General features: G+C 72.2%; 26 protein-coding genes. 16 read left to right on the top strand and 10 right to left on the bottom strand.

Annotated elements, in window-relative coordinates; genetic code table 11:
- The coding region (locus ACTHMF_RS08125) for an isocitrate/isopropylmalate family dehydrogenase (protein ID WP_440317026.1) at positions 1-292 on the top strand (292 nt) is incomplete at its 5' end.
- 81 nt (positions 293-373) lie between these two features.
- On the opposite strand, the gene ACTHMF_RS08130 is transcribed toward ACTHMF_RS08125, so the two are convergent.
- Complete coding sequence (locus ACTHMF_RS08130) at positions 374-736, bottom strand: nuclear transport factor 2 family protein (RefSeq protein WP_440317027.1); 363 nt, start codon at positions 734-736, stop codon at positions 374-376.
- Positions 737-783: 47 nt separating this feature from the next.
- On the opposite strand from ACTHMF_RS08130, the gene ACTHMF_RS08135 reads away from it, so the two are divergent.
- Genes ACTHMF_RS08135 through ACTHMF_RS08150 form a run of 4 tightly spaced genes read left to right on the top strand, consistent with a single transcriptional unit; the run spans position 784 to position 3,306 of the window.
- Positions 784-1,203, top strand: coding sequence for a hypothetical protein (locus tag ACTHMF_RS08135; RefSeq protein ID WP_440317028.1), 420 nt, complete (start codon positions 784-786; stop codon positions 1,201-1,203).
- Between the two features lie 23 nt (positions 1,204-1,226).
- On the top strand, positions 1,227-2,672 hold the full coding sequence (locus tag ACTHMF_RS08140; protein WP_440317029.1) for a dihydrolipoyl dehydrogenase family protein: 1,446 nt from the start codon (positions 1,227-1,229) through the stop codon (positions 2,670-2,672).
- A gap of 5 nt (positions 2,673-2,677) precedes the next feature.
- Entirely contained in the window at positions 2,678-3,121 is a 444-nt protein-coding gene (locus ACTHMF_RS08145) for a VOC family protein (RefSeq protein WP_440317031.1), read from the top strand.
- Positions 3,118-3,306: a hypothetical protein gene (locus tag ACTHMF_RS08150; RefSeq protein ID WP_440317033.1), complete on the top strand. Its 189-nt coding sequence runs from the start codon at positions 3,118-3,120 to the stop codon at positions 3,304-3,306. Before ACTHMF_RS08145 ends, ACTHMF_RS08150 begins: the two co-directional genes overlap by 4 nt.
- A gap of 88 nt (positions 3,307-3,394) precedes the next feature.
- On the opposite strand, the gene ACTHMF_RS08155 is transcribed toward ACTHMF_RS08150, so the two are convergent.
- Positions 3,395-4,207 (bottom strand): aldo/keto reductase, encoded by an 813-nt coding sequence (locus tag ACTHMF_RS08155; RefSeq protein WP_440317034.1) that lies wholly within the window; start codon positions 4,205-4,207, stop codon positions 3,395-3,397.
- Between the two features lie 20 nt (positions 4,208-4,227).
- Positions 4,228-5,013, bottom strand: coding sequence for an SDR family NAD(P)-dependent oxidoreductase (locus ACTHMF_RS08160; protein ID WP_440317035.1), 786 nt, complete (start codon positions 5,011-5,013; stop codon positions 4,228-4,230).
- A gap of 44 nt (positions 5,014-5,057) precedes the next feature.
- Here ACTHMF_RS08160 and ACTHMF_RS08165 point away from each other — a divergent pair, with 44 nt between their 5' ends.
- From ACTHMF_RS08165 to nagB, 8 genes are all read left to right on the top strand, one after another.
- A complete protein-coding gene (locus ACTHMF_RS08165; RefSeq protein ID WP_440317036.1) occupies positions 5,058-5,933 on the top strand; it encodes a serine hydrolase domain-containing protein in 876 nt (291 codons plus the stop codon).
- A gap of 66 nt (positions 5,934-5,999) precedes the next feature.
- A complete protein-coding gene (locus tag ACTHMF_RS08170; RefSeq protein ID WP_314148317.1) occupies positions 6,000-7,166 on the top strand; it encodes an ROK family transcriptional regulator in 1,167 nt (388 codons plus the stop codon).
- 105 nt (positions 7,167-7,271) lie between these two features.
- Positions 7,272-8,621: an extracellular solute-binding protein gene (locus ACTHMF_RS08175; RefSeq protein ID WP_314148318.1), complete on the top strand. Its 1,350-nt coding sequence runs from the start codon at positions 7,272-7,274 to the stop codon at positions 8,619-8,621.
- Between the two features lie 99 nt (positions 8,622-8,720).
- Positions 8,721-9,680, top strand: coding sequence for a carbohydrate ABC transporter permease (locus tag ACTHMF_RS08180; protein WP_314148319.1), 960 nt, complete (start codon positions 8,721-8,723; stop codon positions 9,678-9,680).
- Positions 9,681-9,730: 50 nt separating this feature from the next.
- Positions 9,731-10,573: a carbohydrate ABC transporter permease gene (locus ACTHMF_RS08185; RefSeq protein WP_440317082.1), complete on the top strand. Its 843-nt coding sequence runs from the start codon at positions 9,731-9,733 to the stop codon at positions 10,571-10,573.
- Positions 10,570-12,117 carry a beta-N-acetylhexosaminidase gene (gene nagZ, locus ACTHMF_RS08190; protein WP_440317037.1) on the top strand — a complete coding sequence of 516 codons (1,548 nt, stop codon included), beginning with the start codon at positions 10,570-10,572 and terminating at the stop codon, positions 12,115-12,117. Before ACTHMF_RS08185 ends, nagZ begins: the two co-directional genes overlap by 4 nt.
- Complete coding sequence (locus ACTHMF_RS08195) at positions 12,114-13,016, top strand: ROK family protein (RefSeq protein ID WP_440317038.1); 903 nt, start codon at positions 12,114-12,116, stop codon at positions 13,014-13,016. Before nagZ ends, ACTHMF_RS08195 begins: the two co-directional genes overlap by 4 nt.
- Positions 13,009-13,794, top strand: coding sequence for a glucosamine-6-phosphate deaminase (gene nagB, locus ACTHMF_RS08200; RefSeq protein ID WP_314149545.1), 786 nt, complete (start codon positions 13,009-13,011; stop codon positions 13,792-13,794). Before ACTHMF_RS08195 ends, nagB begins: the two co-directional genes overlap by 8 nt.
- A gap of 211 nt (positions 13,795-14,005) precedes the next feature.
- On the opposite strand, the gene nagA (ACTHMF_RS08205) is transcribed toward nagB, so the two are convergent.
- From nagA (ACTHMF_RS08205) to purU, 3 genes are read right to left on the bottom strand one after another with little or no spacing between them, the layout of a single operon-like run.
- On the bottom strand, positions 14,006-15,160 hold the full coding sequence (gene nagA / locus ACTHMF_RS08205; protein WP_440317039.1) for an N-acetylglucosamine-6-phosphate deacetylase: 1,155 nt from the start codon (positions 15,158-15,160) through the stop codon (positions 14,006-14,008).
- Positions 15,157-15,519, bottom strand: a complete 363-nt coding sequence (locus ACTHMF_RS08210; protein WP_440317040.1) for a YrdB family protein — start codon at positions 15,517-15,519, stop codon at positions 15,157-15,159. Before ACTHMF_RS08210 ends, nagA (ACTHMF_RS08205) begins: the two co-directional genes overlap by 4 nt.
- 23 nt (positions 15,520-15,542) lie before the next feature.
- Positions 15,543-16,421 (bottom strand): formyltetrahydrofolate deformylase, encoded by an 879-nt coding sequence (gene purU, locus ACTHMF_RS08215; protein ID WP_314149542.1) that lies wholly within the window; start codon positions 16,419-16,421, stop codon positions 15,543-15,545.
- 78 nt (positions 16,422-16,499) lie between these two features.
- Here purU and ACTHMF_RS08220 point away from each other — a divergent pair, with 78 nt between their 5' ends.
- The 3 genes from ACTHMF_RS08220 to ACTHMF_RS08230 are packed head-to-tail and all read left to right on the top strand — an operon-like array spanning position 16,500 to position 19,303.
- Positions 16,500-17,966 (top strand): purine-cytosine permease family protein, encoded by a 1,467-nt coding sequence (locus ACTHMF_RS08220; protein WP_440317042.1) that lies wholly within the window; start codon positions 16,500-16,502, stop codon positions 17,964-17,966.
- On the top strand, positions 17,963-18,508 hold the full coding sequence (locus ACTHMF_RS08225) for a cysteine hydrolase family protein (RefSeq protein WP_314149540.1): 546 nt from the start codon (positions 17,963-17,965) through the stop codon (positions 18,506-18,508). The genes ACTHMF_RS08220 and ACTHMF_RS08225 overlap by 4 nt, the downstream gene beginning before the upstream one ends.
- Positions 18,509-18,517: 9 nt before the next feature.
- On the top strand, positions 18,518-19,303 hold the full coding sequence (locus ACTHMF_RS08230) for a class I SAM-dependent methyltransferase (protein ID WP_440317044.1): 786 nt from the start codon (positions 18,518-18,520) through the stop codon (positions 19,301-19,303).
- Here ACTHMF_RS08230 and ACTHMF_RS08235 read toward each other — a convergent pair.
- The 4 genes from ACTHMF_RS08235 to ACTHMF_RS08250 form a co-directional block, all read right to left on the bottom strand.
- On the bottom strand, positions 19,290-21,371 hold the full coding sequence (locus tag ACTHMF_RS08235; protein ID WP_440317045.1) for a sigma-70 family RNA polymerase sigma factor: 2,082 nt from the start codon (positions 21,369-21,371) through the stop codon (positions 19,290-19,292). The two genes, ACTHMF_RS08230 and ACTHMF_RS08235, sit on opposite strands and share 14 nt — an antisense overlap.
- Positions 21,372-21,602: 231 nt before the next feature.
- A complete protein-coding gene (gene nagA / locus ACTHMF_RS08240; protein ID WP_440317046.1) occupies positions 21,603-22,763 on the bottom strand; it encodes an N-acetylglucosamine-6-phosphate deacetylase in 1,161 nt (386 codons plus the stop codon).
- A gap of 10 nt (positions 22,764-22,773) precedes the next feature.
- Entirely contained in the window at positions 22,774-23,559 is a 786-nt protein-coding gene (locus ACTHMF_RS08245) for a DeoR/GlpR family DNA-binding transcription regulator (RefSeq protein ID WP_440317047.1), read from the bottom strand.
- Positions 23,556-24,428: a class II fructose-bisphosphate aldolase gene (locus ACTHMF_RS08250; RefSeq protein ID WP_440317048.1), complete on the bottom strand. Its 873-nt coding sequence runs from the start codon at positions 24,426-24,428 to the stop codon at positions 23,556-23,558. Before ACTHMF_RS08250 ends, ACTHMF_RS08245 begins: the two co-directional genes overlap by 4 nt.
- Between the last annotated feature and the right edge of the window lie 6 nt (positions 24,429-24,434).

Here is a 24,434-nt window from a genome sequence, read left to right on the forward strand (position 1 = left end):
CGGCACCGTCACGCGTCACTACCGCCAGTACCAGCAGGGCAAGGCCACCTCGACCAACCCGATCGCCTCGATCTACGCCTGGACGCGCGGCCTCGCGCACCGCGGCAAGCTCGACGGCAACCAGGACCTGATCGACTTCACCCACACCCTTGAGGACGTCGTGGTGAAGACGGTCGAGGAGGGCAAGATGACGAAGGACCTCGCGCTCCTGGTCGGCCCGGAGCAGGCCTACCTGACCACCGAGCAGTTCCTCGACGCGATCAGCGAGAACCTGAAGGCGCGCCTGGGCTGATCCCGGCTGTCCTGTCCCCGTTCGGTACGAGTGGGCGTGCGCGAGCGCGCCGCACACGTACCGGACGGGGACTTTTGCGTGTCAGGAGGCGGAGGGAGCGAGGAGGGTGCGGAGGGTGGTGATGCGGTTGTCGCGGACGGTGATCAGGTCGATTCCGCGGGCGACCGGGGCGCCCTCCGGGCCGAGGGTCCAGGCGAGGGCGCCGGAGTCCGCGCCCTCGTAGGCGGGGCCGTCCTCGCGGAAGGAGAACGTGTCCGGCGCGCCGGCGAGCAGGGCCCCCGCCTTGGCGGCGAGGGCGTCGCGACCGGTCACGGAGCCCTCCGGGTCGGTGAAGACGACGTCCTCGGAGTAGACGTCGTCGATCGCGGCGCGGCGGCGGGCGGCGTCGCGCTCGCCGAAGACGCGGTGGAGGTTGGCCTGCAGGAGTTCCGGGATGGTGGGCATTCCCGCATGCTATCCGCGATCGCTACACTCCCGCTCGGGAGGCGCAGATGGCACTGTTCGGCAGGCACCGTGAACACGGCTCGACGCCGGACGGTACCGCCGCCGCCCTCGAGCGGTACGAGTACGTGCTCGCGACAGCGCAGCCGGACCAGCAGTACGCCGTGCACGCCGAGGCGTTCGGCAGGCTGACGGACGCGGAGCGCGAGGAGCTGCGAACGCGGCTGACCGAGGCCGTGGCGCCCGGCGATGCGCCGATCGACGCGCGACCGGAGACACTCGCGCGGGTCGCCACCGACGCCGAGCGGGCAGCGAGCGGCAGCCTCGCGCGCATCCTCGGCCCGCTGCTGCCGACCGTGGCGGCGGTGGTCGTCGCCTCGCCCCTCGCCATCGCGCTGTTCCCGTACGACTACGGCGCGGTCACCGGGCAGTGGGCGGAGGACGCCGAGGACGACGGCGGCTTCTTCTGAGGCCGCGGGACGAGGGGAGAGCAGTGGAGGCACAGACGTTCGACGTCGTCATCATCGGCGGCGGCGCGGTCGCGGAGAACGTGGCGGAACGGGCGGTGCAGGGCGGCCTCAGCGCCGTCCTGATCGAACACGAACTGGTGGGCGGGGAGTGCTCGTTCTGGGCGTGCATCCCCTCGAAGGCGCTGCTGCGTCCCGCGCAGAGCCTGCGGGAGGCGCGGGCGGTCGACGGGGCGGCGCAGGCCGTCACCGGCGGCGTGGATGTCGCGGCGGTGCTCGCGCGCCGCGATCGCCTCGTGTACGACTGGTCCGACCAGAGCCAGGTGGACTGGGTGGACGGCGCGGGAATCGCGCTGATCCGCGGGCACGGCAGGCTCGCGGGGGAGAAGCGCGTCATCGTCACGGCGGCGGACGGCGCCGAGACCGAGGTGGAGGCGCGCGCGGCCGTCGTGATCGCGACGGGCTCGGATCCCGTCGTCCCCGACATCCCGGGCCTGCGGGCGAGCGAACCCTGGACCAGCCGCGACGCGACCAGCGTCCGCCAGGTGCCGGAGAGCCTCGCGATCATCGGCGGCGGGGTCGTCGGCGCGGAGATGGCGACCGCATATGCGGGCTTCGGCTGCGCCGTCACGCTGATCTCGCGCGGCGGGCTCCTCGACGCGATGGAGCCGTTCGCCGGCGAGCTGGTCGCCGCGTCGCTGCGGAGGCTGGGCGCGACGGTGCTGCTCGACACCGGGATCGGCAGGGTCGAACGGAACGCGGAGGGTGTGCGCATCGAGATCGACGGCGGCGAGCCGGTCGTCGCCGAGGAGGTGCTGGTGGCGACGGGGCGCCGGCCGCGCACGGAGGCGATCGGGCTGGAAACCGTCGGGCTGCGTCCCGGCGACTGGCTCCCCACCGACGACACCCTCCGGCTGCCGGGCTACGACTGGCTGTACGCGGTCGGCGACGTGACCCACCGCGCGCTCCTCACCCATCAGGGCAAGTACCAGGCGCGCATCGCGGGCGACGTGATCGCCGCGCGGGCGGCCGGAGACGAGGTGGGCGACGAACCGTGGGGGCCCCACGTCGCCACCGCCGACCACGAAGCGGTGCCGCAGGTGACGTTCACCGAGCCGGAGGTCGCGTCCGTCGGACTCACCGAGGCCGCCGCGCGGGCGGCCGGCTACCCGGTGAGCGTGGCCGACTACGACATCTGCTGGGTCGCCGGGGCGGTCGTCCGGGCCGACGGCTACGAGGGCAGGGCGAGGATGGTCGTCGACGACGAGCGCAGGGTCGTCCTCGGGGTGACGCTCGTCGGGCCGGACGTCGGCGACATGCTGCACGCCGCGACGACCGCCGTGGTCGGACAGGTGCCGATCGAGCGGCTCTGGCACGCCGTTCCGTCCTACCCGACGGTGAGCGAGCTCTGGCTGCGGCTCCTGGAGACCTACCGGCTGGATCAGCGCAGGAAATCCCGACAGAAGGCGTGACGAACATGGACATGAAGCTCGAAGTGGTGGTGCTCCCGGTCTCGGATGTGGACAGGGCCAAGGCGTTCTACGCCGGTCTCGGCTGGCGCGAGGACGCGGACTTCACGGTGGACGAGGGGTACCGGGTGGTGCAGTTCACCCCGCCGGGGTCGGCGGCATCGGTCATCTTCGGGTCCGGTCTCACCACGGCGCAGCCCGGCTCGACGCAGGGTCTGCAGCTCACGGTCTACGACATCGACCAGGCCAGGGCAGCGCTCATCGCGGGCGGGGCGGACGTCTCGGAGCTCTGGCACGACGAGACCGGCGTCTTCCACCACGCGGGCACCGCGGGCCGCGTGCCGGGGCCGCATCCCGAGCGCGCCGACTACTCCACCTTCGCCTCCTTCTCGGACCCGGACGGCAACGGCTGGATCCTGCGGGAGATCAAGAAGCGGCTTCCGGGACGATGACCGACGCGGACGACGAGATGACGGCGGTTCTGCTCGACCACCTTAGGCAGGCGGCCGCGGCCCACGGCATCCACGAGAAAGAGGAGCTCGGCGGCGTCTACGACGAGCAGTGGCCGGAGTGGTACACGCAGCACATGGTGGAGACGCTGACCGCGGCCGGCTGGCGGCTGGTGCGCGCCCGCTGAGCGGTGGCGTCTGTCCCCGGTCGGTACGTGTGCCCCTGCTCGAGCAGGGGGCAGAGGTACCGAACGGGGGCAGTCGGGAGGGGCTGGCTCAGGAGCCCAGCGCGTCCAGGGCAGCCATGTCCTCGGCGGACAGCTCGAAGTCCACGTCGGCGTTGGCGGCGATGCGGCTGGGGGTGGTCGACTTCGGCAGCGGCAGGACGTCGTGCTGCAGCAGGTAGCGGATGCTCACCTGGGCCACCGACTTCCCGTACTTCTCGGCGATCGCCGCGATGTCGCGGTTGTCGAGCAGCCGGCCGGTGGCGAGCGGCGAGTAGCCCTCGACGAGGATGTCGCGCTCGCGGCAGAACGCCGTGGTCTCCGGCTGGGTGTTGCCGACGAACCAGCGGATCTGGTTCGCGTGCGGGACGACCGTCGTCGCGCCGAGCAGCGACTCCAGGTCGGCGACCTGGAAGTTGCTGACGCCGATCGAGCGGGTGCGGCCGGCGTCGTAGAGCTCCTCGAAGACCTTCCAGACCTCGATGTTCCCTGCGCGGTGGTCGCTGCCCTGGTCGCTCCAGGGCCACGGCGCGTGGATGAGGTACAGGTCGATGTGCCCGAGGTCGAGCAGCTCGCTGGAGCGCTCGAACGCGTGCCGGGCGCCGTCGGCGTTCTTCACCTCGGCCGGGCACTTGGTGGTGACGAAGATCTCGTCGCGGGGGATGCCGCTGTCGCGCACGGCGCGGCCGACGCTCGCCTCGTTGCCGTAGGCGCGGGCGGTGTCGATGTGGCGGTAGCCGGTGTCCAGCGCGGCGCGGACCGAGTCGTAGGTCTCCTGGCCGTCGGGGATCTGCCAGGTGCCGAAGCCGATCTTCGGGATCTCGACGCCGTTGGACAGGGTGAAGGTGTCAGTCAGTGCGGGCATGCGCCACATGGTAGCCGCCGTCAGCGCGCGGTCCAGCCCCCGTCGATCGCGAGTGTCTGGCCGGTGACGAGCGAGGCGGAGGGGGAGGCCAGGAATGCGACTGCGCCGGAGACCTCCGCGGGCCGCCCGAGCCGGTGCAGCGCTGCGATCCGCTCGATGGTGTCGGCGCGGAACGCGTCGTCGGAGAGCGCGGCGGCGGTGCCGTCCGTCTCGATGAAGGTGGGCGCGACCGCATTGACGCGGATGCCGTACTCGCCCCACTCGACGGCCAGGCAGCGCGTGAGGTGCACGACGGCGGCCTTCGCCGCGCAGTAGGACGACTCGCCGGGCAGCGCGACGAGCCCGGCCTGGGACGCGACGTTGACGATCGCGCCGCCGCCGTTCGCACGCATCGAGTGGGCGAGGTGCTGCGAGAGGAAGAACGTGGAGCGGGTGTTCAGCTGCCAGACCCGGTCGAAGTCCTCCTCCGTCACGTCCAGCGCCGGCGCGTCGACGCCGCCGCCGGCGTTGTTGACCAGGATGTCGATCGGGCCGTGCTCGGCGATCGACGCGTCGATCGCGGCGCGGCAGCCGGCGAGGTCGAGCACGTCCATCCGGATCGCGTCGGCGGAGACGCCGAACGCCTTCAGCTCCGCGACCAGGCCCGCGGAGCCCTCGGGGTCGCGGACGCCGATCACGACGTCGGCGCCCTGGCCGGCGAGCTCCAGGGCGATCTCGCGGCCCAGGCCGCGGCTGGCGGCGGTCACGAGGGCGCGGGAACCGGACAGCGAGAACGGGGTGCGGACGGATGCGGGGGATGCGGTCATCCCTGGATCGTAGCCGCGCGCCCGGCACGGTCCAGAATGGGACCATGTCCGACGCCGACCTGCTGCTGAGCCGTTTCGTGAGTTCTGTCGACCGGGAGGGGCTCGGCGTCTACGGTGCCGTCGCCCTGGTGGGAGACGACGAGAGCGCGCACCGGTGGCGCAGCGACGACCGCGAGAACCTGTACTCGGTCTCCAAGGGCGTGAGCGCGCTCGCGGCGGGCATCGCCGTCGACGCGGGCATCCTCTCGCTCGACACCACCGTCGGCGAGGCGCTGCCCGGCCTCGAGCTCGGCGACGGTGTCGACCGGGTGACCCTGCGCGACCTGCTGACCATGTCGAGTGGGATCGACTTCGTCTGGTTCGGGGACGAGCCGGTCCCCGGGACCGACCTCGCGCAGGAGATGCTGCGCCGGCCGACCCGCGGACCGGGGGAGGGGTTCCGGTACTCGGACGCCAGCACCTACGTCGCCATGCGGATGCTCGAAGCGCGCGTCGGCGACGTGCGCGACTGGCTGCTGCCGCGTCTGTTCGACCCGCTGGAGATCGACAACCCGCAGTGGCTGCGCTGCCCGCTCGGGCACATCCTCGGCGGCACCGGGCTGCAGCTGCGCACCGGCGAGCTCGCCAGGATCGGCCGGCTGCTGCGCGACCGCGGCGAGTGGCGCGGCCGACGCCTCGTGAGCGCAGGCTGGGTGGATGGGATGCACGCCGGCTGGCGCGAGACCGGCCTGCCCGCGACCAGCGACCGCTATGGCCTCGCGGTCTGGGCGGGCCCGTCGGGGCTCTGGCGGCTGGACGGCCGGTACGGGCAGTACGTGATCGTCGACGACGCGCACGGAGCCGTGCTCACCATCACCGCGCACGAGGAGTTCCGCGACGACCGCCTCCTGGAACTCGCGCACCAGGCGCTGCTGAGCTGAACCCCGCAGGTTACGACTTCGTTTCGTCGCTTGCATTTCATTTGTTCGTAAGCTTTACTAACAAACATGACGACGACGGAGGTGCAGGGACGCGCCGGCGGGCTGGGCCCGGGCCGCGCGCTCCGGCCGCGCGCGAAGGTGCTCCCCGAGCACGCGCGCAGCCACAACCGGTCGCTCGTCCTGCAGACGCTCTACCGCTCGGGGGAGCGCAGCCGCGCTGACATCGCCAGGGAGACCGGGCTGACCCGCGTCACCGTGTCCGACCTCGTCGCCGAACTGCTCGCGGAAGGGCTCGTCATCGAGCTGGGCCAGCGCGAGTCCGCCCGGCCGGGCAAGCCGGCCGTCCTGCTCGACATCAACCGCAGCGCGCACCAGATCGTCGGCGTCGACCTCAGCGACCACGACCGGTTCCGCGGCGCCGTCATGGATCTCGACGGCGCGATCGTCGCCTCCGCCGAGGTCATGCTCGACGGCGCCACCGGGGACGAGGCGCGGGCCAAGGTCGAGACGCTCGTCGACCGGCTGATCGAGACGGCCAGCGCGCCGATCCTCGGCATCGGGGTCGGCTCGCCCGGCGTCGTCGACCTGAGCGGCACGATCCTCACGGCCCCCAACCTCGGCTGGAGCGGCCTGCGCCTGCAGGAGCTGCTCGCCGCGCGGACCGGACGGCCGGTGGTCGTCGCCAACGATGCGAACGCAGCCGTGCTCGCCGAGCACAGCTACGGCGACGCGTCCGGCGACATGATGCTCATCCGGGTCGGCCACGGCATCGGCGCCGGCCTCATCGTCGCCGGCGCCCTGGTCTACGGCAGCCACTTCGCCGCGGGCGAGATCGGCCAGGTCATGGTCGGAACCGATCTCGGCCTCGACGCCACTTACCGCAGGGACCAGGTGCTCGAGCACTGGCTGAGCGTCCCCCAGCTGCGCCGCGGCATCGCGGAGGCGGAGGCCGCCGGCGCGGACGCCACGCCCATCCTGCGCGAGGCCGGGCAGCGGCTCGGCATCGCCCTGGCGCCCGTCGTCGGCGCCCTCAACCTGTCGGAGATCGTGCTCAGCGGCCCGGCGGACCTTCTCGATGGCGCGCTCGCCGACGCGACCATCCACACGCTCCGGAGCCGGACGATGGCCGAGAACCACGCCGACCTCGCCCTCCGGATGACCGCGCAGGGGCAGGACATCGTCCTCCGCGGCGCGGCCGTACTCGTCCTCTCCGGACAACTCGGGGTCTCGTGACACAGCATGCGCGAAACCTGGACCCCTGCACCGACGGTGTGACGCGACCCGCACACATCGACCACTGAAGAGAACAGCCCCACTTCACAACGAAAGGACAGCGCTATGAAGAGAAAGCTCGTCGGCCTCGCCGCAGTGGCTACGGCTTCCGCTCTCGTGCTCGCCGGATGCGCCTCGGGCGGAGGCTCTGCCCCCAGCACCGACGGCAAGGGCAAGACGGTCACCCTGTGGCTCGTCGGCTCGGACACCCCGGATGAGCTCCGCAACTACCTCAAGACGGAGTTCAAGAAGGAGACCGGCGCCACCCTCAAAATCGAGCAGCAGGACTGGGGAGACATCGTCACCAAGCTCACCACGGCGCTGCCGGATGCGAACAACACGCCGGACGTGACCGAGATGGGCAACACCCAGTCGCCGACCTTCACCAACGTCGGCGCGTTCCTCGACATCTCCGACATGTACAAGGACCTCGGCGGCGACAACCTGCTGCAGTCCTTCGTCGACGCCGGCAAGGTGGACGGCAAGAACTACACGCTGCCGTACTACTTCGGCTCGCGCTACATGTTCTACCGCAAGGACGTCTACGCGGCAGCCGGGGCGACCGTCCCGACCACCCTCGACCAGTTCAACACCACCGTGGCCGACATCACGGCCAAGAACCCGAAGAAGATCGACAACTTCTCCGGCTTCTTCCTCGGCGGCCAGGACTGGCGCGACGGCATCTCGTGGATCTTCGCCAACGGCGGGGACATCGCGAAGAAGGAGGGCGACAAGTGGGTCGCCACCCTCGACTCCGCCGAGTCGCAGAAGGGTCTGCAGCAGCTGCAGGACATCTACAAGAACGCGTCCAAGGCGCCGAACGACGCCAAGGACTCCAACCAGTACATCTACCTGAACGACAGCGACCAGACCACGGACGCCGACGGCAACAAGACGGGTGACACCTCGCTCGCCGCCGCCACGATCATGGCCCCGGGCTGGGCGCACTGGTCCATCGGCGACCTGTCGACCAAGGACGGCAAGGCCGTCCGCACCTGGAACGACGCCACCTTCGGCACCTACGTGCTGCCGGGTAACGACGGCAAGCCGGCCCCGGTCTTCGCGGGCGGCTCGAACATCGGCATCTCGGCCAAGTCCAAGAACCCGGGCCTGGCCAAGACCCTCCTGAAGATCATGTTCTCGAAGGAGTACCAGGAGATGCTCGGCAAGAACGGCCTGGGCCCGGCGAACAAGGACTACGTGTCCTCGCTCGGCGACGACCAGTTCGCGAAGGCGCTCATCGAGTCGGCCTCCAACTCGAAGCTCACCCCGGCCGCTCCGGGCTGGGCCAAGGTCGAGGCGGCGAACGTGATGGAGGAGTTCTTCTCCAAGATCCGCGACTCGTCCGACCTCAAGGGCCTCGCCCAGGAGTACGACACCAAGATCAACGCTCTCCTCAACGAGAAGAACGGCTGATCCAGCCCCGCCCCGCGGCAGTCAGGCGAGGGCGCGGAAGCCTCTTCCGCGCCCTCGCCCCTGCCACCAGACTGACGAAACACCGGAAGGAGGACCGCCGTGACCGCGACGAAGGAGCACGTGAGTGCACCCGCCGCCCCGCGTAGCCCGAAGACGCAGGGAGCTCCCCGCGCCCGCAGACGCCCGATCGCGCCATACGTCCTGCTGCTGCCCGCCATCCTCATCCTGCTGCTCGCGCTCGGCTACCCGATCCTCTGGCAGCTGATCACCTCGATGCAGCACTTCGGACTCGCGCAGCAGTTCGGCCAGCCGGCGCCGTTCGTGTGGTTCGACAACTACATCCAGCTGTTCTCCGACTCCTACATGTGGATCGTCGTCGCGCGGTCCATCGCCTTCTGCCTGGTCACCGCTGCGGTGACCGTGATCATCGGCGTCGGGCTCGCCCTGCTGATGAGCGGGGTCGGGAGGTTCGCCAGGATCTTCCTGCAGATCGCCCTGCTGCTGGCCTGGGCCATGCCCGTCGTCGCCGCCATGACCGTGTGGAACTGGCTGTTCGACTGGCGCCGCGGCATCGTCAACTCCGTGCTCACCTCGATGGGCCTGGACTTCCAGAACCACAACTGGCTGCAGAACCCGCTCTCCTTCTTCTTCGTCGCCATGGTCATCGTGGTGTGGATGAGCGTCCCGTTCGTGGCCTTCTCGGTCTACGCCGGTCTCACCCAGGTCTCCAGCGAGGTGCTGGAGGCGGCCCAGATGGACGGGGCGAAGGGCTTCCAGCGGCTGCGCCACATCATCCTGCCGATGATCCGGCCGGTGCTCGGCATCGTGCTGCTGCTCCAGATCATCTGGGACCTGCGGGTGTTCACCCAGATCAAGCTGCTGCAGGACAAGGGCTCCATCGCGAGCGAGACCAACCTGCTCGGCACCTACATCTACCAGCTCGGCGTCGGATCGAGCGACTTCGCGATGGCCAGCGCCGTCTCGGTGTTCGTGCTCATCCTGACCATCGCCCTCAGCTGGTTCTACGTGCGTTCGCTGCTCAAGGAGGACGAATCGTGACCGCCACCGCACAGGCCACCGGGACCGGGACCGGCGGCACCGGCCGGAAGCTGAGGCAGAAGGTCCGGCCCGGCCGGATCCTGCTCGGCGTGCTCGCCGTCGTTCTCGGGCTGATCTGGGTCTTCCCCGTCTACTGGATGCTCAACTCGTCCCTGCTGCCCAACGTCGTGCTGCAGAGCACCACCCCGACCTGGCTGCCGTTCGGCGGCTCGTTCGACAACTTCGCGGCCGTGATCGGCGGCGGGACCTTCTTCCCCGCGCTCGGGATGAGCCTGGTCGTCGCGCTGATCACCGTCGTGTTCTGCCTCGGCTTCGCGTTCCTCGCGGCGCTGGCGATCAGCCGGTTCAAGTTCCGGGGCCGCAAGTCGTTCGTGCTCGCGGTGCTGCTCATCCAGATGCTGCCGGCGGAGGGGCTGTTCATCGCCCAGTACAAGCTGATGGGCTCGCTCGGGCTGCTCAACACGGTCCTCGGCGTCAGCATCATCTACATCGCGGCCGTCGTGCCGTTCACGATCTGGATGCTGCGCGGCTTCGTCGCCGGCATCCCGGCCGACCTCGAGGAGGCGGCGATGGTGGACGGGCTCAGCCGCACGCAGGCGTTCCTGCGGATCACCTTCCCGCTGCTCGCGCCCGGCCTGGTCGCCTCCGGCGTGTACGCGTTCCTGCAGGCCTGGAACGAGTTCACCGTCGCCCTGGTCATCCTGCAGGAGAACAGCAGCCAGACGCTCCCGCTGTGGCTGCGCGGCTTCATCCAGCAGTCCGCGTCGCGCGCGACGGACTGGGGCCAGGTGATGGCGGCATCGACACTCGTCGCCGTGCCCGTGATCATCTTCTTCCTCATCGTGCAGGGGCGGATGACCAGCGGCCTGGTCAGCGGGGCGGTCAAGGGGTGAGCGGCGCGTCGGTCACCGAGGAAACCCTGACCGACACCGGGCTCCGCCGGCGCATCGCCGCGACCCTCCTCCCCGGCTTCGTCGGAACGACGCTGCCCGGCTGGCTGGAGGAGCGGCTGCGCGGGGGCCTCGGCGGGGTCTGCGTCTTCGGCCAGAACATCGTCTCCGTGCAGCAGCTGCGTGCGCTCACGGACGCGATCCGCGCGGCGAACCCGGACGCCGTCATCGCGATCGACGAGGAGGGCGGCGACGTCACCCGGCTCTACTACGAGAGTGGATCGCCGTATCCCGGCAACGCGGTGCTCGGCCGGCTGGCGGACCCCGAGTACACGGAGTCCGTCGCGCGCCGGGTCGGGCGCGAACTGCGGGCGGTCGGCGTGAACCTCGACTTCGCACCGGACGCCGACATCAACTCGAACGCCGAGAACCCGGTGATCGGCGTCCGCAGCTTCGGCTCCACGCCGGACGTCGTCGCCGAGCAGAGCGCCGCGTGGACGCGCGGCCTCCAGTCCGCCGGCGTCGCGGCGTGCGCCAAGCACTTCCCCGGCCACGGCGACGCGGGGGCGGACTCGCACCTGGAGCTGCCGGTCGTCGATCTGGACGCCGCGCGGCTGCGCGAGCGCGAGCTGGAGCCGTTCCGCGCGGCGATCGAGGCGGGGACGCGCACGGTGATGACGTCGCACATCCTGCTGCCGCGCATCGACCCCGAGCTGCCGGCCACGTTCAGCCGGAGGATCGTGGAGGGCGTCCTGCGCGGCGAGCTCGGCTTCGACGGGCTCGTGGTGACCGATGCGCTCGACATGTACGGCGCGAGCGGCGAGCGGGGCATCCCGGAGGCGGCCGTGCTGGCCATCGCCGCCGGCTGCGACCTGCTCTGCATCGGCACCGAGAACACCGACGAGCAGCTGGAGGCGATCGAGGGCGCCGTGCTCGCGGCGATCGCCGCCGGCCGGCTCGGCCGGGAGCGGGTGGCGGAGGCCGCCGAGCGCGTCCGAGGGCTCGCCGCCGGACTTCGCGACGACAGGAAGGCCGACGACGCCGCCACCGCGGCCGCCGGCCCGGACGTGCCGGGCGGCATCGACCCCGCCGACATCGAGCGCGTGCTCGGCGCCTTCGACGTGTCCGCGGACGCGGCGGAGTGGCTGAGCGCGCACCGCGGACGGTCCTCGGTGGTCCGCATCGACACCGTCGCGAACATCGCGGTCGGGTCGGCGCCCTGGGGCCCGTTCGCGGCCGCGGCGGCGGATCCCGCCGCACCGGAGGCGGTGGCGTTCACCGCGAACCCTGCGGTCGTCTTCACCGAGGGCGACCATCCCGATCTCGTCCTCGCCGCGCAGTCGCCGGTGCTGGTGATCGGCAAGGACAACCACCGGCACGCCTTCGCGCGCGAGGCCATCGACCGGCTGCGCGCGGAACGCGACAGCGTCCTTGTGGTGGACATGGGCTGGCCGAGCGAGGACAGGCGCTACGCCGACATCGCGACGTTCGGCGCCTCCCGGCTGGTCGGCCACGCGCTGCTGAGACTGCTGGAGCGCGGCGCGTGAGACTCGGCATCGACATCGGCGGCACCAAGACCGACGCGGTCGCCGTCGACGAGGCGGGCGCGCTCGCGCAGCGGGTCCGTCTCGCCACCGGCTTCGGTCACGCGGCCGTCGTGGAGACGGCGGTGACCGCCGTCGCCCGCATCGGCGAGCTGACCGGCCTGCCCGCCGCCGGCTTCGACTCGATCGGCATCGGCATCCCCGGCATGGTGGACAACGCCTCCGGCCACGTCGCGCACGCGGTCAACCTGGGCGTGGAGCGCCTGGCCCTCGGCGGCGAGCTCGCCGGCCGGCTGGGCGTCGGCGTCCGCGTGGAGAACGACGTGAAGGCGGCGGCGCTCGGCGCCTACCACCTGCTGGGGATGCACGGGACGATGGCGTACCTCAACCTCGGCACCGGGATGGCGGCGGGCATCGTCGTGGACGGCCGGCTGTGGCGCGGCGCGACGGGCATCGCCGGGGAGATCGGGCACCTGCCCGTCGATCCCGCAGGGGCGCCGTGCGCGTGCGGCCAGCGCGGCTGCCTGGAGACGGTGGCGAGCGGTTCCGGGATCGCCAGGCAGTGGCCGACGGACGACCCCCTCCCGGTGCGCGCCGTGTTCGCCGCGGCGGCGGAAGGCGACCGCGAGGCGAGGGCGATCACCGCTAGGCTGGCCGAGGGCATCGCCGCAGCGGTGCGGGTCCTCGTGCTGACGGTCGACGTCGACGCCGTCGTGATCGGCGGCGGTCTCCGGCACCTCGGGGACCGGCTGCTCTGCGATGTCCACGAGGTGCTCGACGGCTGGGCGCGGACATCCCCGTTCCTCGCCTCGCTCGCGCTGTCCCGGCGGGTGCGCCTCGTCCCCGAAGGCACACCCGTCGCCGCGCTCGGAGCGGCACTCGTTGGAGGAGCACATGGCTGAAGTCGTCGTCGTCGCGGACAAGGAGGCGGCGGGCGAGCTCGCGGCAGAGGCGATCCTGGACCTGATCGCGGCCAAGCCGGACGCGGTCCTGGGACTGGCGACCGGCTCCACCCCGCTGCCGGTGTACCGCGCGCTGGCGCGCCGCGTGACCGAGCGCGGCATCGACGTCTCGCACGTCCGCGGCTACGCGCTCGACGAGTACGTCGGCCTGCCCGCCGGGCACCCGGAGTCCTATCGCTCGGTGATCAGCCGCGAGGTGGTGGAGCCGCTCGGCCTCACGCCCTCGCTCATCCACACGCCGAACGGCGCGCGCGAGACCATCGAGCACGCCGGAGCGGACTACGAGAAGGCGATCGCGGAGTCCGGCGGCGTCGACGTGCAGATCCTCGGCATCGGCACCGACGGCCACATCGGCTTCAACGAGCCCGGCTCGTCGTTCGCGTCGATCACGCGCGTCAAGACGCTCACCGAGCAGACCCGCAAGGACAACGCGCGCTTCTTCGACAGCGAGGACGACGTGCCCATGCACTGCATCACGCAGGGCCTCTCGACCATCCTGCGCGCGCGGCACCTGCTGCTGCTCGCGTTCGGCGAGGGCAAGGCGGAGGCGCTGGCCGGGGCCGTGGAGGGACCGGTGTCGGCCTCCAACCCGGGCTCGGCCATCCAGCTGCACCCGCACGTGACGGTGCTCGTGGACGAGGCGGCCGCGTCGCAGCTGAAGAACATCGACTACTACCGCTACGCCTACGCCCACAAGCCGGCCTGGCAGAAGCTGTAGCGCGCCCGTTCCGTCACGCGCGAAAGGGAGGGTTTCCGGCCGTATTCGGCGCGGAAGTCCTCCCTTTCCGGTTCTCCGCGAGATTTCCGGCCGGATCTCCTCCGTTCCTGCGGGCGAGCGGAAAGGAGGATGCGAGCTGCCGAGGCGGCCGAAACGCGAGGAAGGGAGGAGATCCGGCGCGCGAGCGTGCGGATGTCCTCCGTTTCCGACGTCAGGCCAGGAAGCGGCCGTCGGCCAGGACCCGCTGCACGCGCCACTCGTGGTCGAGCAGCACCGCGTCGGCCGCGTAGCCGGTGTGCAGCCGGCCGAGGCGGTGGTCCTCGCCGAGGACGCGCGCGGGCGCCAGGGTGAGCGCGGTCACCGCGGGCACCGGATCCAGCCCGACCAGCGTGATCGCGTTCCGGAGCGCCACGTCCTGCGTGAGCGTCGAGCCGGCGATGGTCGAGGTCCCGGAGAGGACGGCAAGACCGTCCTTCACCGTCACGTTCAGGCCGCCGAGGCGGTAGTAGCCGTCGGTCGCCCCGGCCGCGGCCATCGCGTCCGTGACCAGTGCGACCCGGCCGGGAGCCTCCCGGAACAGCAGACCGGCGACCGAGGGATGCACGTGCAGGCCGTCCAGGATCAGCTCGAGCGTCACCTCGGGGTTCTCGATCGCCGCCATCACCGGTCCGGGCGCGCGGTGGTGGATGCCATTCATGGCGTTGAAGGCGTGCACCAGCAGCCGCGCGCCCACCTCGAACGCGCGTGCCGCCTGGTCGTAGTCGGCGGCCGTGTGGCCGATCCCGACGACGACGCCGGCCTCGATGAGCACGCCGATGGACTCCAGCGCGTTCGGCAGCTCGGGCGCGATGGTCGTCGTGCGCAGGGTGCCGCGCGCGGCGCCGATCAGCTCCTCCACCATCTCCGGCCCCGGCTCGCGCAGGAAGGCGGCGTCGTGCGCGCCGCGCCGCTCCGGCGCCAGGAATGGGCCCTCCAGGTGGGAGCCGAGGATGAGCGGGTCGACGGCCGCGAGGTCGGCGACGACGCCGAGGCTCTCGCGGAGGGAGGCGAGCGGGTTCGCGACGTGGGACACCAGCGCACGGGTGGTTCCGTGGGCGCGGTGGGTGGCGAGAGCGGCCAGCATCTGGTCGGGGCCGTCGTCGTAGGGGTGACCGCCGCCGCCGTGGCAGTGCAGGTCGATGAATCCGGGCGTCAGCCAGTGCCCGTGCGCGTCGACGACCTCGCGGCCGGGCGCCTGCGCGGCCTCGCGCCAGCCGATGCCGGTCCCGGTCGCGACGATCCTGCCGTCCTCGGCGACCAGCCAGAACTCGTCGACCAGCCCGTCCGCATCCACCTTGCGGGCGTTGTGGACGACGACGCCGCTCATGCGAACTCGCGCCGGCCGTTGATGATGCCGGAGACGGTGGCGATCACGGCGAAGACGACGGCGACGATCGGCTGCCCGAGGTCCCACCACGCGAACGCCGCGGCGCCCATGACCACGATCTCGACGATCGCCTTCACGAACGGGTCGACCCGGAGCACCGCCTTCGGCGACCGGAACAGCGCCCAGAGCAGGATCGCGATGACCGGAGCGCCGATGCCGATCACGATGTTCCAGGGCAGCGGCCAGACCACGAAGCCCCAGATGCAGAGCGAGACGATGGCGAACAGCTCCAGCACGAACCGGAGGATGTCGTTCGGCCCGATCCGGAAGGGCGTCTGCTGGTCTTGCGCTGAACTCACCCGGCCAGTCTACCGGCGGGGCATCACCGGAAGATGATCGTCCGCGCCCCGTCCAGCAGCACCCGGTCCTCGGCGAACCACTTCACCGCCTGGGTGAGCGTGCGGCTCTCCTCGTCCTGGCCGATCGAGACCAGCTCGCTGACGCTGCGGGTGTGGTCCACCCGCACCACGTTCTGCTCGATGATCGGGCCCTCGTCCAGGTCGCTGGTGACGAAGTGGGCGGTCGCGCCGATGAGCTTCACCCCGCGGGCGTGCGCCTGGCGGTACGGGTTCGCGCCCTTGAAGCCGGGCAGGAACGAGTGGTGGATGTTGATCGCCCTGCCCGCGAGCTTCTCGCACAGCTCGGGGGAGAGGATCTGCATGTAGCGGGCGAGCACGACCAGTTCGATGTCGTGCTCCTCGACCGCCTCCAGGATGCGCGCCTCGAACGCCGCCTTCGACGCGGGATCGGTCACCGGGCGGGACTCGAATGGGATGCCGTAGAAGCCGGCGAGGTCGCGCAGCGTTCCGTGGTTGGAGAGCACGAGCGGGATCTCCACCGGCAGCTGGCCGCCGCGCTGGCGGAACAGCAGGTCGTTGAGGCAGTGCGCGGCGGTGGAGACCAGGACGAGGGTGCGCAGCGGGCGGCCGACATTGTCCACGCGGTGCGACATGTCGAACTGCGCGACGACCGGGGCGAGCGCGCGCTCGAACTCCGCGCGGTCGGCCTCCGACTCCACCTGCAGGCGCATGAAGAACCGGCCGGTGTCCGTGCTGGCGAACTGCTGGCTCTCGGTGATGTTGCCGCGCGCGGCGACGATCGCGCCGCTGACCGCGTGCACGATGCCGGGACGGTCCGCGCAGCTGAAGGTCAGCACCCAGTGGTTCGGGCGGGTCTGGGGGGTCGAGACGGAGGAATCCACCCGTCAAGGGTAGCGGGAGGCGCGGCACCGGCCGCGCCGCGCTTGACCGGTGTTCGCGCGTGCACTTGGATCGGGTTCATGACCAGCACAGGTGAGGACGCGCCGGATAGAGCACCGGCCGCGGCGGGCGCGTTCGGCGTGGAGCTGAACGGGCTCAACACGATCCACGAGAGCGAGCGGAAGGGCAGGGCGCGCGACCTGTTCTGGCCGTGGTTCGGCGCCAACGTCTCGGTGTTCGGCCTGAGCTACGGATCGTTCCTGCTCGGCTTCGGCATCTCGTTCTGGCAGGCGACCATCGGCGGCATCATCGGCATCGGCGCCTCGTTCCTGCTCTGCGGGATCAGCGCGCTGGCCGGCACGCGCGGCTCGGCCCCGACGATGGTGCTCAGCCGGGCGGTGTTCGGCGTGGAGGGCAACCGGGTCCCCTCGTTCCTCTCCTGGCTGCTGACGGTCGGCTGGGAGACCGTGCTCACCGCGCTCGCCGCGCTCGCGACGGCGACGGTGTTCACCCAGCTCGGCTGGGAGGGCGGTGTTGCGACCAAGCTCGTCGCGCTGATCGTGGTGGTCGCGCTCGTGATCGCGGGAGGTGTGATCGGCTTCCACCTGATCATGCGGATGCAGATGGTGATCACGATCGTGACCGGCGTGCTCACGGTCGTCTACATCCTGCTCGTGCTCGGCCACATCGACATCGGCGCCGTCGCCGCGCTGCCGGCGGGCGACGTCCCGCACGTTGTCGGCGGGTTCGTCTTCATGCTCACCGGTTTCGGTCTGGGCTGGGTGAACGCGGCCGCTGACTACTCCCGCTACCTGCCGCGCAGCACGCGCTCGGCCGGCGTCGTCGGCTGGACGACGTTCGGCTCGTCGCTTGCGCCGGTCATCCTGCTGGTGTTCGGGATCCTGCTCGCCGGCTCGTCCGAGAAGCTGTCGACCGCGATCGCCGCCGACCCGATCGGAGCGCTCGCGTCGCTGCTGCCCACCTGGTTCCTGGTGCCGTTCGTGATCGTCGCCGTGCTCGGCCTGGTCGGCGGGGCCGTGCTGGACATCTACTCGTCCGGGCTCGCGCTGCTCAGCGTCGGCGTCCGGGTTCCGCGGTTCGTGGCGGCCGGGATCGACGGGATCATCATGACCGCGGGCGCCATCTACGTCGTGTTCTTCGCGAACGACTTCCTCGGACCGTTCCAGGGCTTCCTCATCACGCTCGGCGTGCCGATCGCCGCCTGGTGCGGCATCTTCGTCGCGGACATCGCGCTGCGCCGCAGGGACTACGCGGAGGCCGAGCTCTACGACCGGCGCGGGCGGTACGGCGCGGTACGCTGGCTGCCGATCGCGCTCATCGTGATCGGCACGGCGATCGGCTGGGGGCTGGTGACGAACACGGCGGCGTCCTGGCTGAGCTGGCAGGGCTACCTGCTCGGCCCGCTCGGCGGGGTGCAGGGCGACTGGGCGTACGCCAACCTCGGGGTCCTGGTGGCCCTGGTGATCGGGTTCCTGGGGACGCTGCTGTTCGGCCGCTCCGCGATCCGCAGGCAGGAGCAGCGATGACCGCTCCCGTGCTGGTCGTCATCGACATGCAGCAGGTGTTCGGCGACCCGGCGAGCCCGTGGTTCACGCCGCGGTTCGCCGAGGCCGAGGCCGTGATCGCAGGGATGCTGCCGGCGTTCGGGGACCGGGTCGTGTTCACCCGGTTCGTCGCCCCCGAGCAGCCGCAGGGCGCCTGGGGTCCGTACTACGAGCAGTGGCCGTTCGCGCTCGTCCCCGCCGACGACCCGATCTACGACCAGGTGCTCGCCTTCCGCGACACCGGGCATCCCGTGGTCTCCGCTCCCACCTTCGGCAAATGGGGGCCGGCGCTCCGGGAGGCGATCGGCGACGCGGACGAGATCGTCCTGACCGGCGTCTCCACCGACTGCTGCGTGCTCTCCACGGCGCTCGCCGCGGCGGACGCCGGCGTGCGCGTGCGGGTCGCCGCCGACGCCTGCGCCGGGCTCAGCGATGCCGACCACCAGCGCGCCCTGGACGCGATGGCGCTGTACGCGCCCCTGATCGAGATCGAGGACAGCGCGCGGAGCATCGCACGCGCGTAGGATGCGCGCGTGTCGTTCGACGATGTCGCCGCCGCCTCCTATGACAGCTTCATGGGCAGGTACTCCACGCCGCTCGCCGCGCTGTTCGCCGACAGCGCCGGCCTGCCGGACGGTGGTCTGCCGTACGCCGGACGCGTGCTGGACGTCGGGAGCGGGCCGGGCGCCCTGACCGCGGTCCTTGCCGCGCGCTACGGCGCGAGCGCCGTCGCCGCCGTCGATCCGGCCGAGGCGTTCGTCGCCGCGCTGCACGCCCGGCTGCCCGGCGTGGACGCCAGGGTGGGGGCGGCGGAGGCGCTGCCGTTCCCCGATGGGACGTTCGATGCGGCACTCGCCGCGCTCGTCGTGCACTTCATGGCCGACCCGCGGCAGGGCGTCCGCGAGCTCGCACGGGTGGCGGTCCCCGGCGGCACCGTCGCCGCGTGCGTGTGGGACTTCGCCGGCGGCCGAGCGCCGCAGAGTCTGTTCTTCGGCGCGCTGGCCGACGTCGTCGAGGGCGTGGACGACGAGACGGATCGGGTGGGCGCGCGCGGAGGCGACCTCGCCGCGCTGCTGGAAGAAGCAGGCTGCGCCGACGTCCGCGAGACCGAGCTGACCGTGCGGATTCGCTACGCGGGCTTCGACGACTGGTGGGAGCCGTACACGCTCGGTGTCTCGCCGGCCGGACGGCAGCTCGCCGCGCTGTCCGGCGACGACAGGGAGCGGGTGCGCGCGCTGTGCCGCGAGCGCCTGCCCGCCGGCCCGTTCGAGGTCTCGGCGACCGCGTGGAGCGCGAGCGGCCTCGTCAGCCGATCGTGATCGGCACGTCGGCCACGAGGCCGCGGCGCTCGCCGGAGGTGTAGGCAGCGCCGATCCGGTGGTCGCCGGGCGCCGTCCACTGGTAGTAGCCGGTCGTGCCGCCGTCCGGCCCGAGGTCGAGGCGGTATCCGGTCTCGGCGCCGTCGGCGATCACGAGCACCGTGCGGCCGGGGAGACCGGTGACGGTGAGCGCGATGGCGGTCCCCGTCACCTGGGCGGACGCGGTCGGGACCTGGACGCTGCCCGCGACGGACGTGCTGAGCCCCGACACGTTGCCGAGGGGATCGGTCTGCCGCGCGGAGAGCGAGAACGAGGGCCGCACTCCGGTGAGCTGGCCGGTGGCCCAGCGGCCGTCCGCGTCGGCGGTCACCGTCGCCTGGACCGCGCCCCCGTCGAGGACCTGGACGGTCGCGCCCGGCTCGGCCGTCCCGCTCACGATCGGCGCGAGCAGGCCGGTGTCCGCGCCGTCGCCGGTGTCGACCGCGGTCAGCACGGGAGGGAGCGCCGTCCTGTCGATCACGAACCGCACGGTCGCCGCCGTGGAGGTCCGGCCGCCGGCCGACTGCACGACCGACAGTGTCCAGGCGCCGTCGCCGAGCCCGTCGATCGGGACGGCGGCGGACCATGACCCGTCCGCTCCCACCCGGGCGGACACCAGGCGCGTGGCGACGGCGGCGATGGTCACCGTCGCTCCCGGGCGGCCGGTGCCCGCCGCGTCGATCGTCAGCGCCGCGGTCGTCGTCCCGGCCGCGGGTGCGAGCAGCACGGGAGCGGCGGGCGCGGGCGGGGCCGGGGGTGTCGGGGTCGACGGGGTCGTGGGGGCGGGCGCGGGGGTCGCGGGCGTCGCCGGGGGAGCGGGCGTGGCCGCGGGCGGCGGGACGGCCGGGGCGGCGACCGGCACGGGCTGCTGCGGCGCTCCCGCCGGCGGCGGGAGCAGGACCGCGGGAGGCGGCGGCGCTGCGGGCTCCGGAGCGGACGGCTGCGGCACGGAGGCGGCCGGGGTCCTGGCCGAGGTCTCCGCGGCCACCGGGCCGCCGAAGAGCTGCGGGCCGAGGACGAGGGCGCCCGCGATCGCGGCGGCGACGAGGACGCCGGCCGCGGCGATCCCCGCGACCGTCCCTGCCGAGCCGCCGCCTCCGGCAGCGCCGCCTCCCGTCCCGCCCGTCGTCGTCCCCGCGGCCCCGGCCGACGCGGCGACCGCGGACGCCGGGACGGCCGTCGCCGGCAGCGCCGCCCCCGCCGACCCGAGCGCGTATGGGACGGCGTTCGCCCCGCTCTGGATCCACGCGGTGTACGCGGCGGTCGCCCCGACCCCGACCGTGAGCGGGAGCAGCACCAGCGCGAGCCTGCTGCCCACCTCGTGCGCCTCCGCGGCGACGACGGTGCAGCGCGCGCAGCCCGCCAGGTGCGCCTCGACCTTGGCCGTGTCCCGCTTGGAGAGCCCGCCGCGCGCGTGCGCGCCGAGCCGCTCCGTCGTCCAGCGGCACTCCGAGTCCTCTGGCACCGACGCCAGGTGCGCCTGCACCCAGGCCTGGCGAAGGCCCTCCCGCGCGCGGTAGGCGAGCGCGGCGACGGCGTTCGCTGACATCCCGAGCAGCGGCGCCACCTCGGCGGGCTTCATCGCCTCCACCTCGCAGTACCAGAGCACCTCCTGCCAGCGGGACGGCAGCGAGCGGAACGCCTGCGCGGTGAGCGAGCGGTCCAGCGCGTCCATCGTCGCGGCCTCGCCGAACGCCGGGTCCTCCACCGCCTCGATGTCCTCGATCGGTGTCTCGCGCCGCGCGCGGCCCCAGGAGGCCGCGACGCTGCGGACCGTCGTGAACAGATAGGCCCGGAACGAGCTCGTCGGTCCGTTGCCCCGTCCGATCGCCGCGTAGATCTTCGCGTACGACTCCGCGATCAGGTCGTCGGCGTCGAAGGCGGACGTCAGCGAGCGCGCGACCGTGAGCCCGGCGCGTGCGTGCCGCCTCCACAGCTCCGCGTACGCGTCGCGGTCGCCGCCCCTGGTGAGCTCGACGAGTTCGGTGTCGGACAGCTCGGTCTCGGGGCGCTGCTGGGCGGGATGCACCCCTCCAGTGTGCCGTAGTTCCGCGGGTCGAGCGGACCGATGGGGTCCGCAGAGAAATCTTCCGCGAATCGCGTCATGGATGGCTGGGCCACGCGTCTCCCCTGTGTCGCGACAGTGCCGAAAGGGGCGGAAGTCGCGCCGGTGATCGACGACCCGAACGTCTGTCACCGCGGGGAGGACGAGCGGCCGGGTCCGTGATCATGGGCCCGGCCCCGCTCGTCGGCCGTCGCGTCAGCGCGGCAGCGGGACGCCGTCCCGCCACACCTGCAGCACCCGGAAGTCCTCGTCCAGCAGCACGGCGTCCGCGGCGTAGCCGGGCGCGAGCGAGCCGAGGTCGGCGCCGCGGCCGATCGCCGCCGCCGGGGTCGCCGTCAGCGCTGTCACCGCCTCCGGAACACTCACTCCCACCTCGGTCACCGCGCGCCGCAGGGCGGAGTCGAGCGTGAGGGTCGAGCCGGCGATGGAGCCGCCGCCCGCCAGCCGGGCCACGCCGTCGCGCACCTCGACGGCCAGCGAGCCGAGCACGTAGTCGCCGTCGGCCGATCCCGCCGCGGCCATCGCGTCGGTGATCAGCGCGATGCGGCCGGGCGCCGACGCGAACGCGATCCGGACGACCTCGGGGTGCACGTGCGCGCCGTCGTTGATGACCTCGATGGTCACGCCCGCGGTCCGGGTGGCCGCGGCGACGGGACCGGGGGCGCGGTGGTGGATGCCGTCCATGCCGTTGAAGGCGTGCGTGAGGATGCTCGCGCCCGCGTCGAAGGCGGCGAGCGTCTGGTCGTAGTCGGCCGCCGTGTGCCCGACCGCGACCGCGACGCCGGCCGCGTGGAACGCGCGCACCGCGTCCAGGCCGCCGGGCAGCTCGGGCGCCAGCGTGATCTGCCGCAGCGTGCCGCCCGCCGCATCCAGCAGCAGGTCGATGTCGGACGGCTCGGCGGAGCGCAGCAGTGCTGGGTCGTGGGCGCCCTTGTGCGCGACGTCGAGGAACGGGCCCTCCAGGTGCGAGCCGAGGATGCGCGGGTCGGTCGCCGCGAGTGCCGCGACGCCGGCGACGCGCCGGGCGAGCACCTCGACCGGCGCGGTGACGAGCGAGACGACGAAGCGCGTCGTTCCGTGCCGCTGGTGCAGGTCGGCGGCCGTTCTGATGGCGTCGTCGCCGTCGTCGAACGCCGTCCCGCCCCCGCCGTGCGTGTGGATGTCGACGAAACCCGGCGTCAGCCAGCCGCCGTCCGCGTCGGTGACGACGGCGTCCTGGTCGCCGGCGACGCTCGCCCGCCAGTCGTCACCAGCGCCGGTCTCCGCGACCCGGTCGCCCTCGAAGCGGACCCAGCCGCCGTGCACGACGCGGTCGCCGGCGACCAGACGGGCGGAATGGATCACATGCGCACTCATCTGCACCAACCTACGCGACGATGACGTCGATGCCGTGCTCGACGAACGCCGCACGCTGCTCGTCGGTGATGCCGTCGTCGGTGATGAGGGTGGTCAGCACCTTCGGGCCGCCGAGCGTCGCGAACGCCGTGCGGCCGATCTTGCTCGAGTCGGCGACGACGACGGCGCGGGTGGCCCGGCGCGCCATCAGCGAGTTCACGCTCGCCTCGCCCTCGTCGTGCACGGTGGCGCCGACGATCGGGTCGATCCCGTTCACGCCGATGAAGGCGATGTCCATCGTGATCTTCTCGAGCACGACGTCGCTGTACGGGCCGACCAGCTCGTAGGAGCGCGCGTGCACGACGCCCCCGGTGACCACCGTCTTGATCTGCGGCCGCATCACCAGCTGCGCGGCGATGTTGATCGCGTTGGTCACGACGGTCAGGTTGGGGTGCGGCGACGGCTCCATCAGGTCCGGGCGCGAACCGAGGACGGTCGCGACGGCCGTGCTCGTCGTGCCACCGCACAGCCCGACGACGGCGCCCCTGGGCACGAGCGCGCTCGCCGCCTGCGCGATCCGCAGCTTCTGCGGCGTGTGCTGCTCGCGCTTGTAGCGGATCGGCAGGTCGTAGGCGACGGACTGGCCGACCGCCCCGCCGCGGGTCCTGGTCAGCAGCTGCTGGGAGGCGAGCGCGTCGAGGTCGCGCCGGGCGGTCGCCGCCGAGACATCGAGCTTCGCCACGATGTCCTCGACCTCGATCTGGCCGTCCTCGGCCAGCAGGTCGAGGACCGCGTTCAGCCGTTCCGTTCTGTTCATCCTCGTGCCGTCTCCGTTCCGCTCGCCGCTCGTGCGGCGACGTCGAACACTGTCATCAGGCGTGCCGCCTCCGCCGTCACCGCGGCGCGCCCCTCCCGCACGTACCGACGGGAGTCGACCACGTCCGGATCCGCGGCCAGGACGGCGCGGATCGCGTCGGTGAAGAATCGGTTCAGCTGGGTGGAGACGTTGACCTTGGTGACGCCGGAGCGGATCGCCGCCTCGATCGTCTCATCCGGAACGCCGCTGGAGCCGTGCAACACGAGCGGGACAGGCACGACGTTGCGCAGGTCGGCGATCAGGCCGAGGTCGAGCTCGGCGGTCCGCTCGGTCATCGCGTGCGAGCTGCCGACCGCGACGGCCAGGGCGTCGACGCCCGTCTCCGCCGCGAACCGGCGGGCCTCGGCCGGGTCGGTGCGCACCCCGGGCGCGTGCGCGCCGTCCTTGCCTCCGATCTCGCCGAGCTCCGCCTCCACGGCCGCCTCGTTGGCGTGCGCGTACTCGACGACCCGGACGGTGGCCGCCACATTCGCCTCGTACGGCAGCGTCGAGCCGTCGAACATCACCGAGCCGAAGCCCAGATCGATCGCGCGCCTCGTCAGCTCCTCGTCCTCGGCGTGGTCGAGGTGCACGGCGACGTGCGCCGAGGAGTCGGACGCGAGCGCGACGGTGGCGCGCGCGATCGGCTCGAGGCCGCCGTGGTAGCGGACGCAGTTCTGCGAGATCTGCAGCACGACCGGCAGCCGGGTCTGCTCCGCCGCCGCGACGATGGCCTCCGCCGTCTCCAGGTGGATGACGTTGAACGCCGCGAGGCCGGTGCGGCGCTGTGCTGCTCCGTGCAGCAGTTCGAGCGTCGGGACGAGAGGCATGGCTGC

Origin of the sequence: Leifsonia sp., from assembly GCF_051955155.1 — a bacterium.
Taxonomy (GTDB): domain Bacteria; phylum Actinomycetota; class Actinomycetes; order Actinomycetales; family Microbacteriaceae; genus Leifsonia.

Excerpts from the sequence above, each read along its gene's own strand:
- ACTHMF_RS08225 (WP_314149540.1), top strand. The coding sequence starts at position 17,963 with ATGACCGCTCCCGTGCTGGTCGTCATCGACATGCAGCAGGTGTTCGGC.
- ACTHMF_RS08130 (WP_440317027.1), bottom strand. The coding sequence starts at position 736 with ATGCCCACCATCCCGGAACTCCTGCAGGCCAACCTCCACCGCGTCTTC.
- ACTHMF_RS08170 (WP_314148317.1), top strand. The coding sequence starts at position 6,000 with ATGACGACGACGGAGGTGCAGGGACGCGCCGGCGGGCTGGGCCCGGGC.
- ACTHMF_RS08160 (WP_440317035.1), bottom strand. The coding sequence starts at position 5,013 with ATGACCGCATCCCCCGCATCCGTCCGCACCCCGTTCTCGCTGTCCGGT.
- ACTHMF_RS08245 (WP_440317047.1), bottom strand. The coding sequence starts at position 23,559 with ATGAACAGAACGGAACGGCTGAACGCGGTCCTCGACCTGCTGGCCGAG.
- ACTHMF_RS08135 (WP_440317028.1), top strand. The coding sequence starts at position 784 with ATGGCACTGTTCGGCAGGCACCGTGAACACGGCTCGACGCCGGACGGT.
- ACTHMF_RS08165 (WP_440317036.1), top strand. The coding sequence starts at position 5,058 with ATGTCCGACGCCGACCTGCTGCTGAGCCGTTTCGTGAGTTCTGTCGAC.
- nagA (WP_440317046.1), bottom strand. The coding sequence starts at position 22,763 with ATGAGTGCGCATGTGATCCATTCCGCCCGTCTGGTCGCCGGCGACCGC.
- ACTHMF_RS08220 (WP_440317042.1), top strand. The coding sequence starts at position 16,500 with ATGACCAGCACAGGTGAGGACGCGCCGGATAGAGCACCGGCCGCGGCG.
- ACTHMF_RS08175 (WP_314148318.1), top strand. The coding sequence starts at position 7,272 with ATGAAGAGAAAGCTCGTCGGCCTCGCCGCAGTGGCTACGGCTTCCGCT.
- nagB (WP_314149545.1), top strand. The coding sequence starts at position 13,009 with ATGGCTGAAGTCGTCGTCGTCGCGGACAAGGAGGCGGCGGGCGAGCTC.
- ACTHMF_RS08150 (WP_440317033.1), top strand. The coding sequence starts at position 3,118 with ATGACCGACGCGGACGACGAGATGACGGCGGTTCTGCTCGACCACCTT.
- nagA (WP_440317039.1), bottom strand. The coding sequence starts at position 15,160 with ATGAGCGGCGTCGTCGTCCACAACGCCCGCAAGGTGGATGCGGACGGG.
- ACTHMF_RS08145 (WP_440317031.1), top strand. The coding sequence starts at position 2,678 with ATGGACATGAAGCTCGAAGTGGTGGTGCTCCCGGTCTCGGATGTGGAC.
- ACTHMF_RS08155 (WP_440317034.1), bottom strand. The coding sequence starts at position 4,207 with ATGCCCGCACTGACTGACACCTTCACCCTGTCCAACGGCGTCGAGATC.
- ACTHMF_RS08250 (WP_440317048.1), bottom strand. The coding sequence starts at position 24,428 with ATGCCTCTCGTCCCGACGCTCGAACTGCTGCACGGAGCAGCACAGCGC.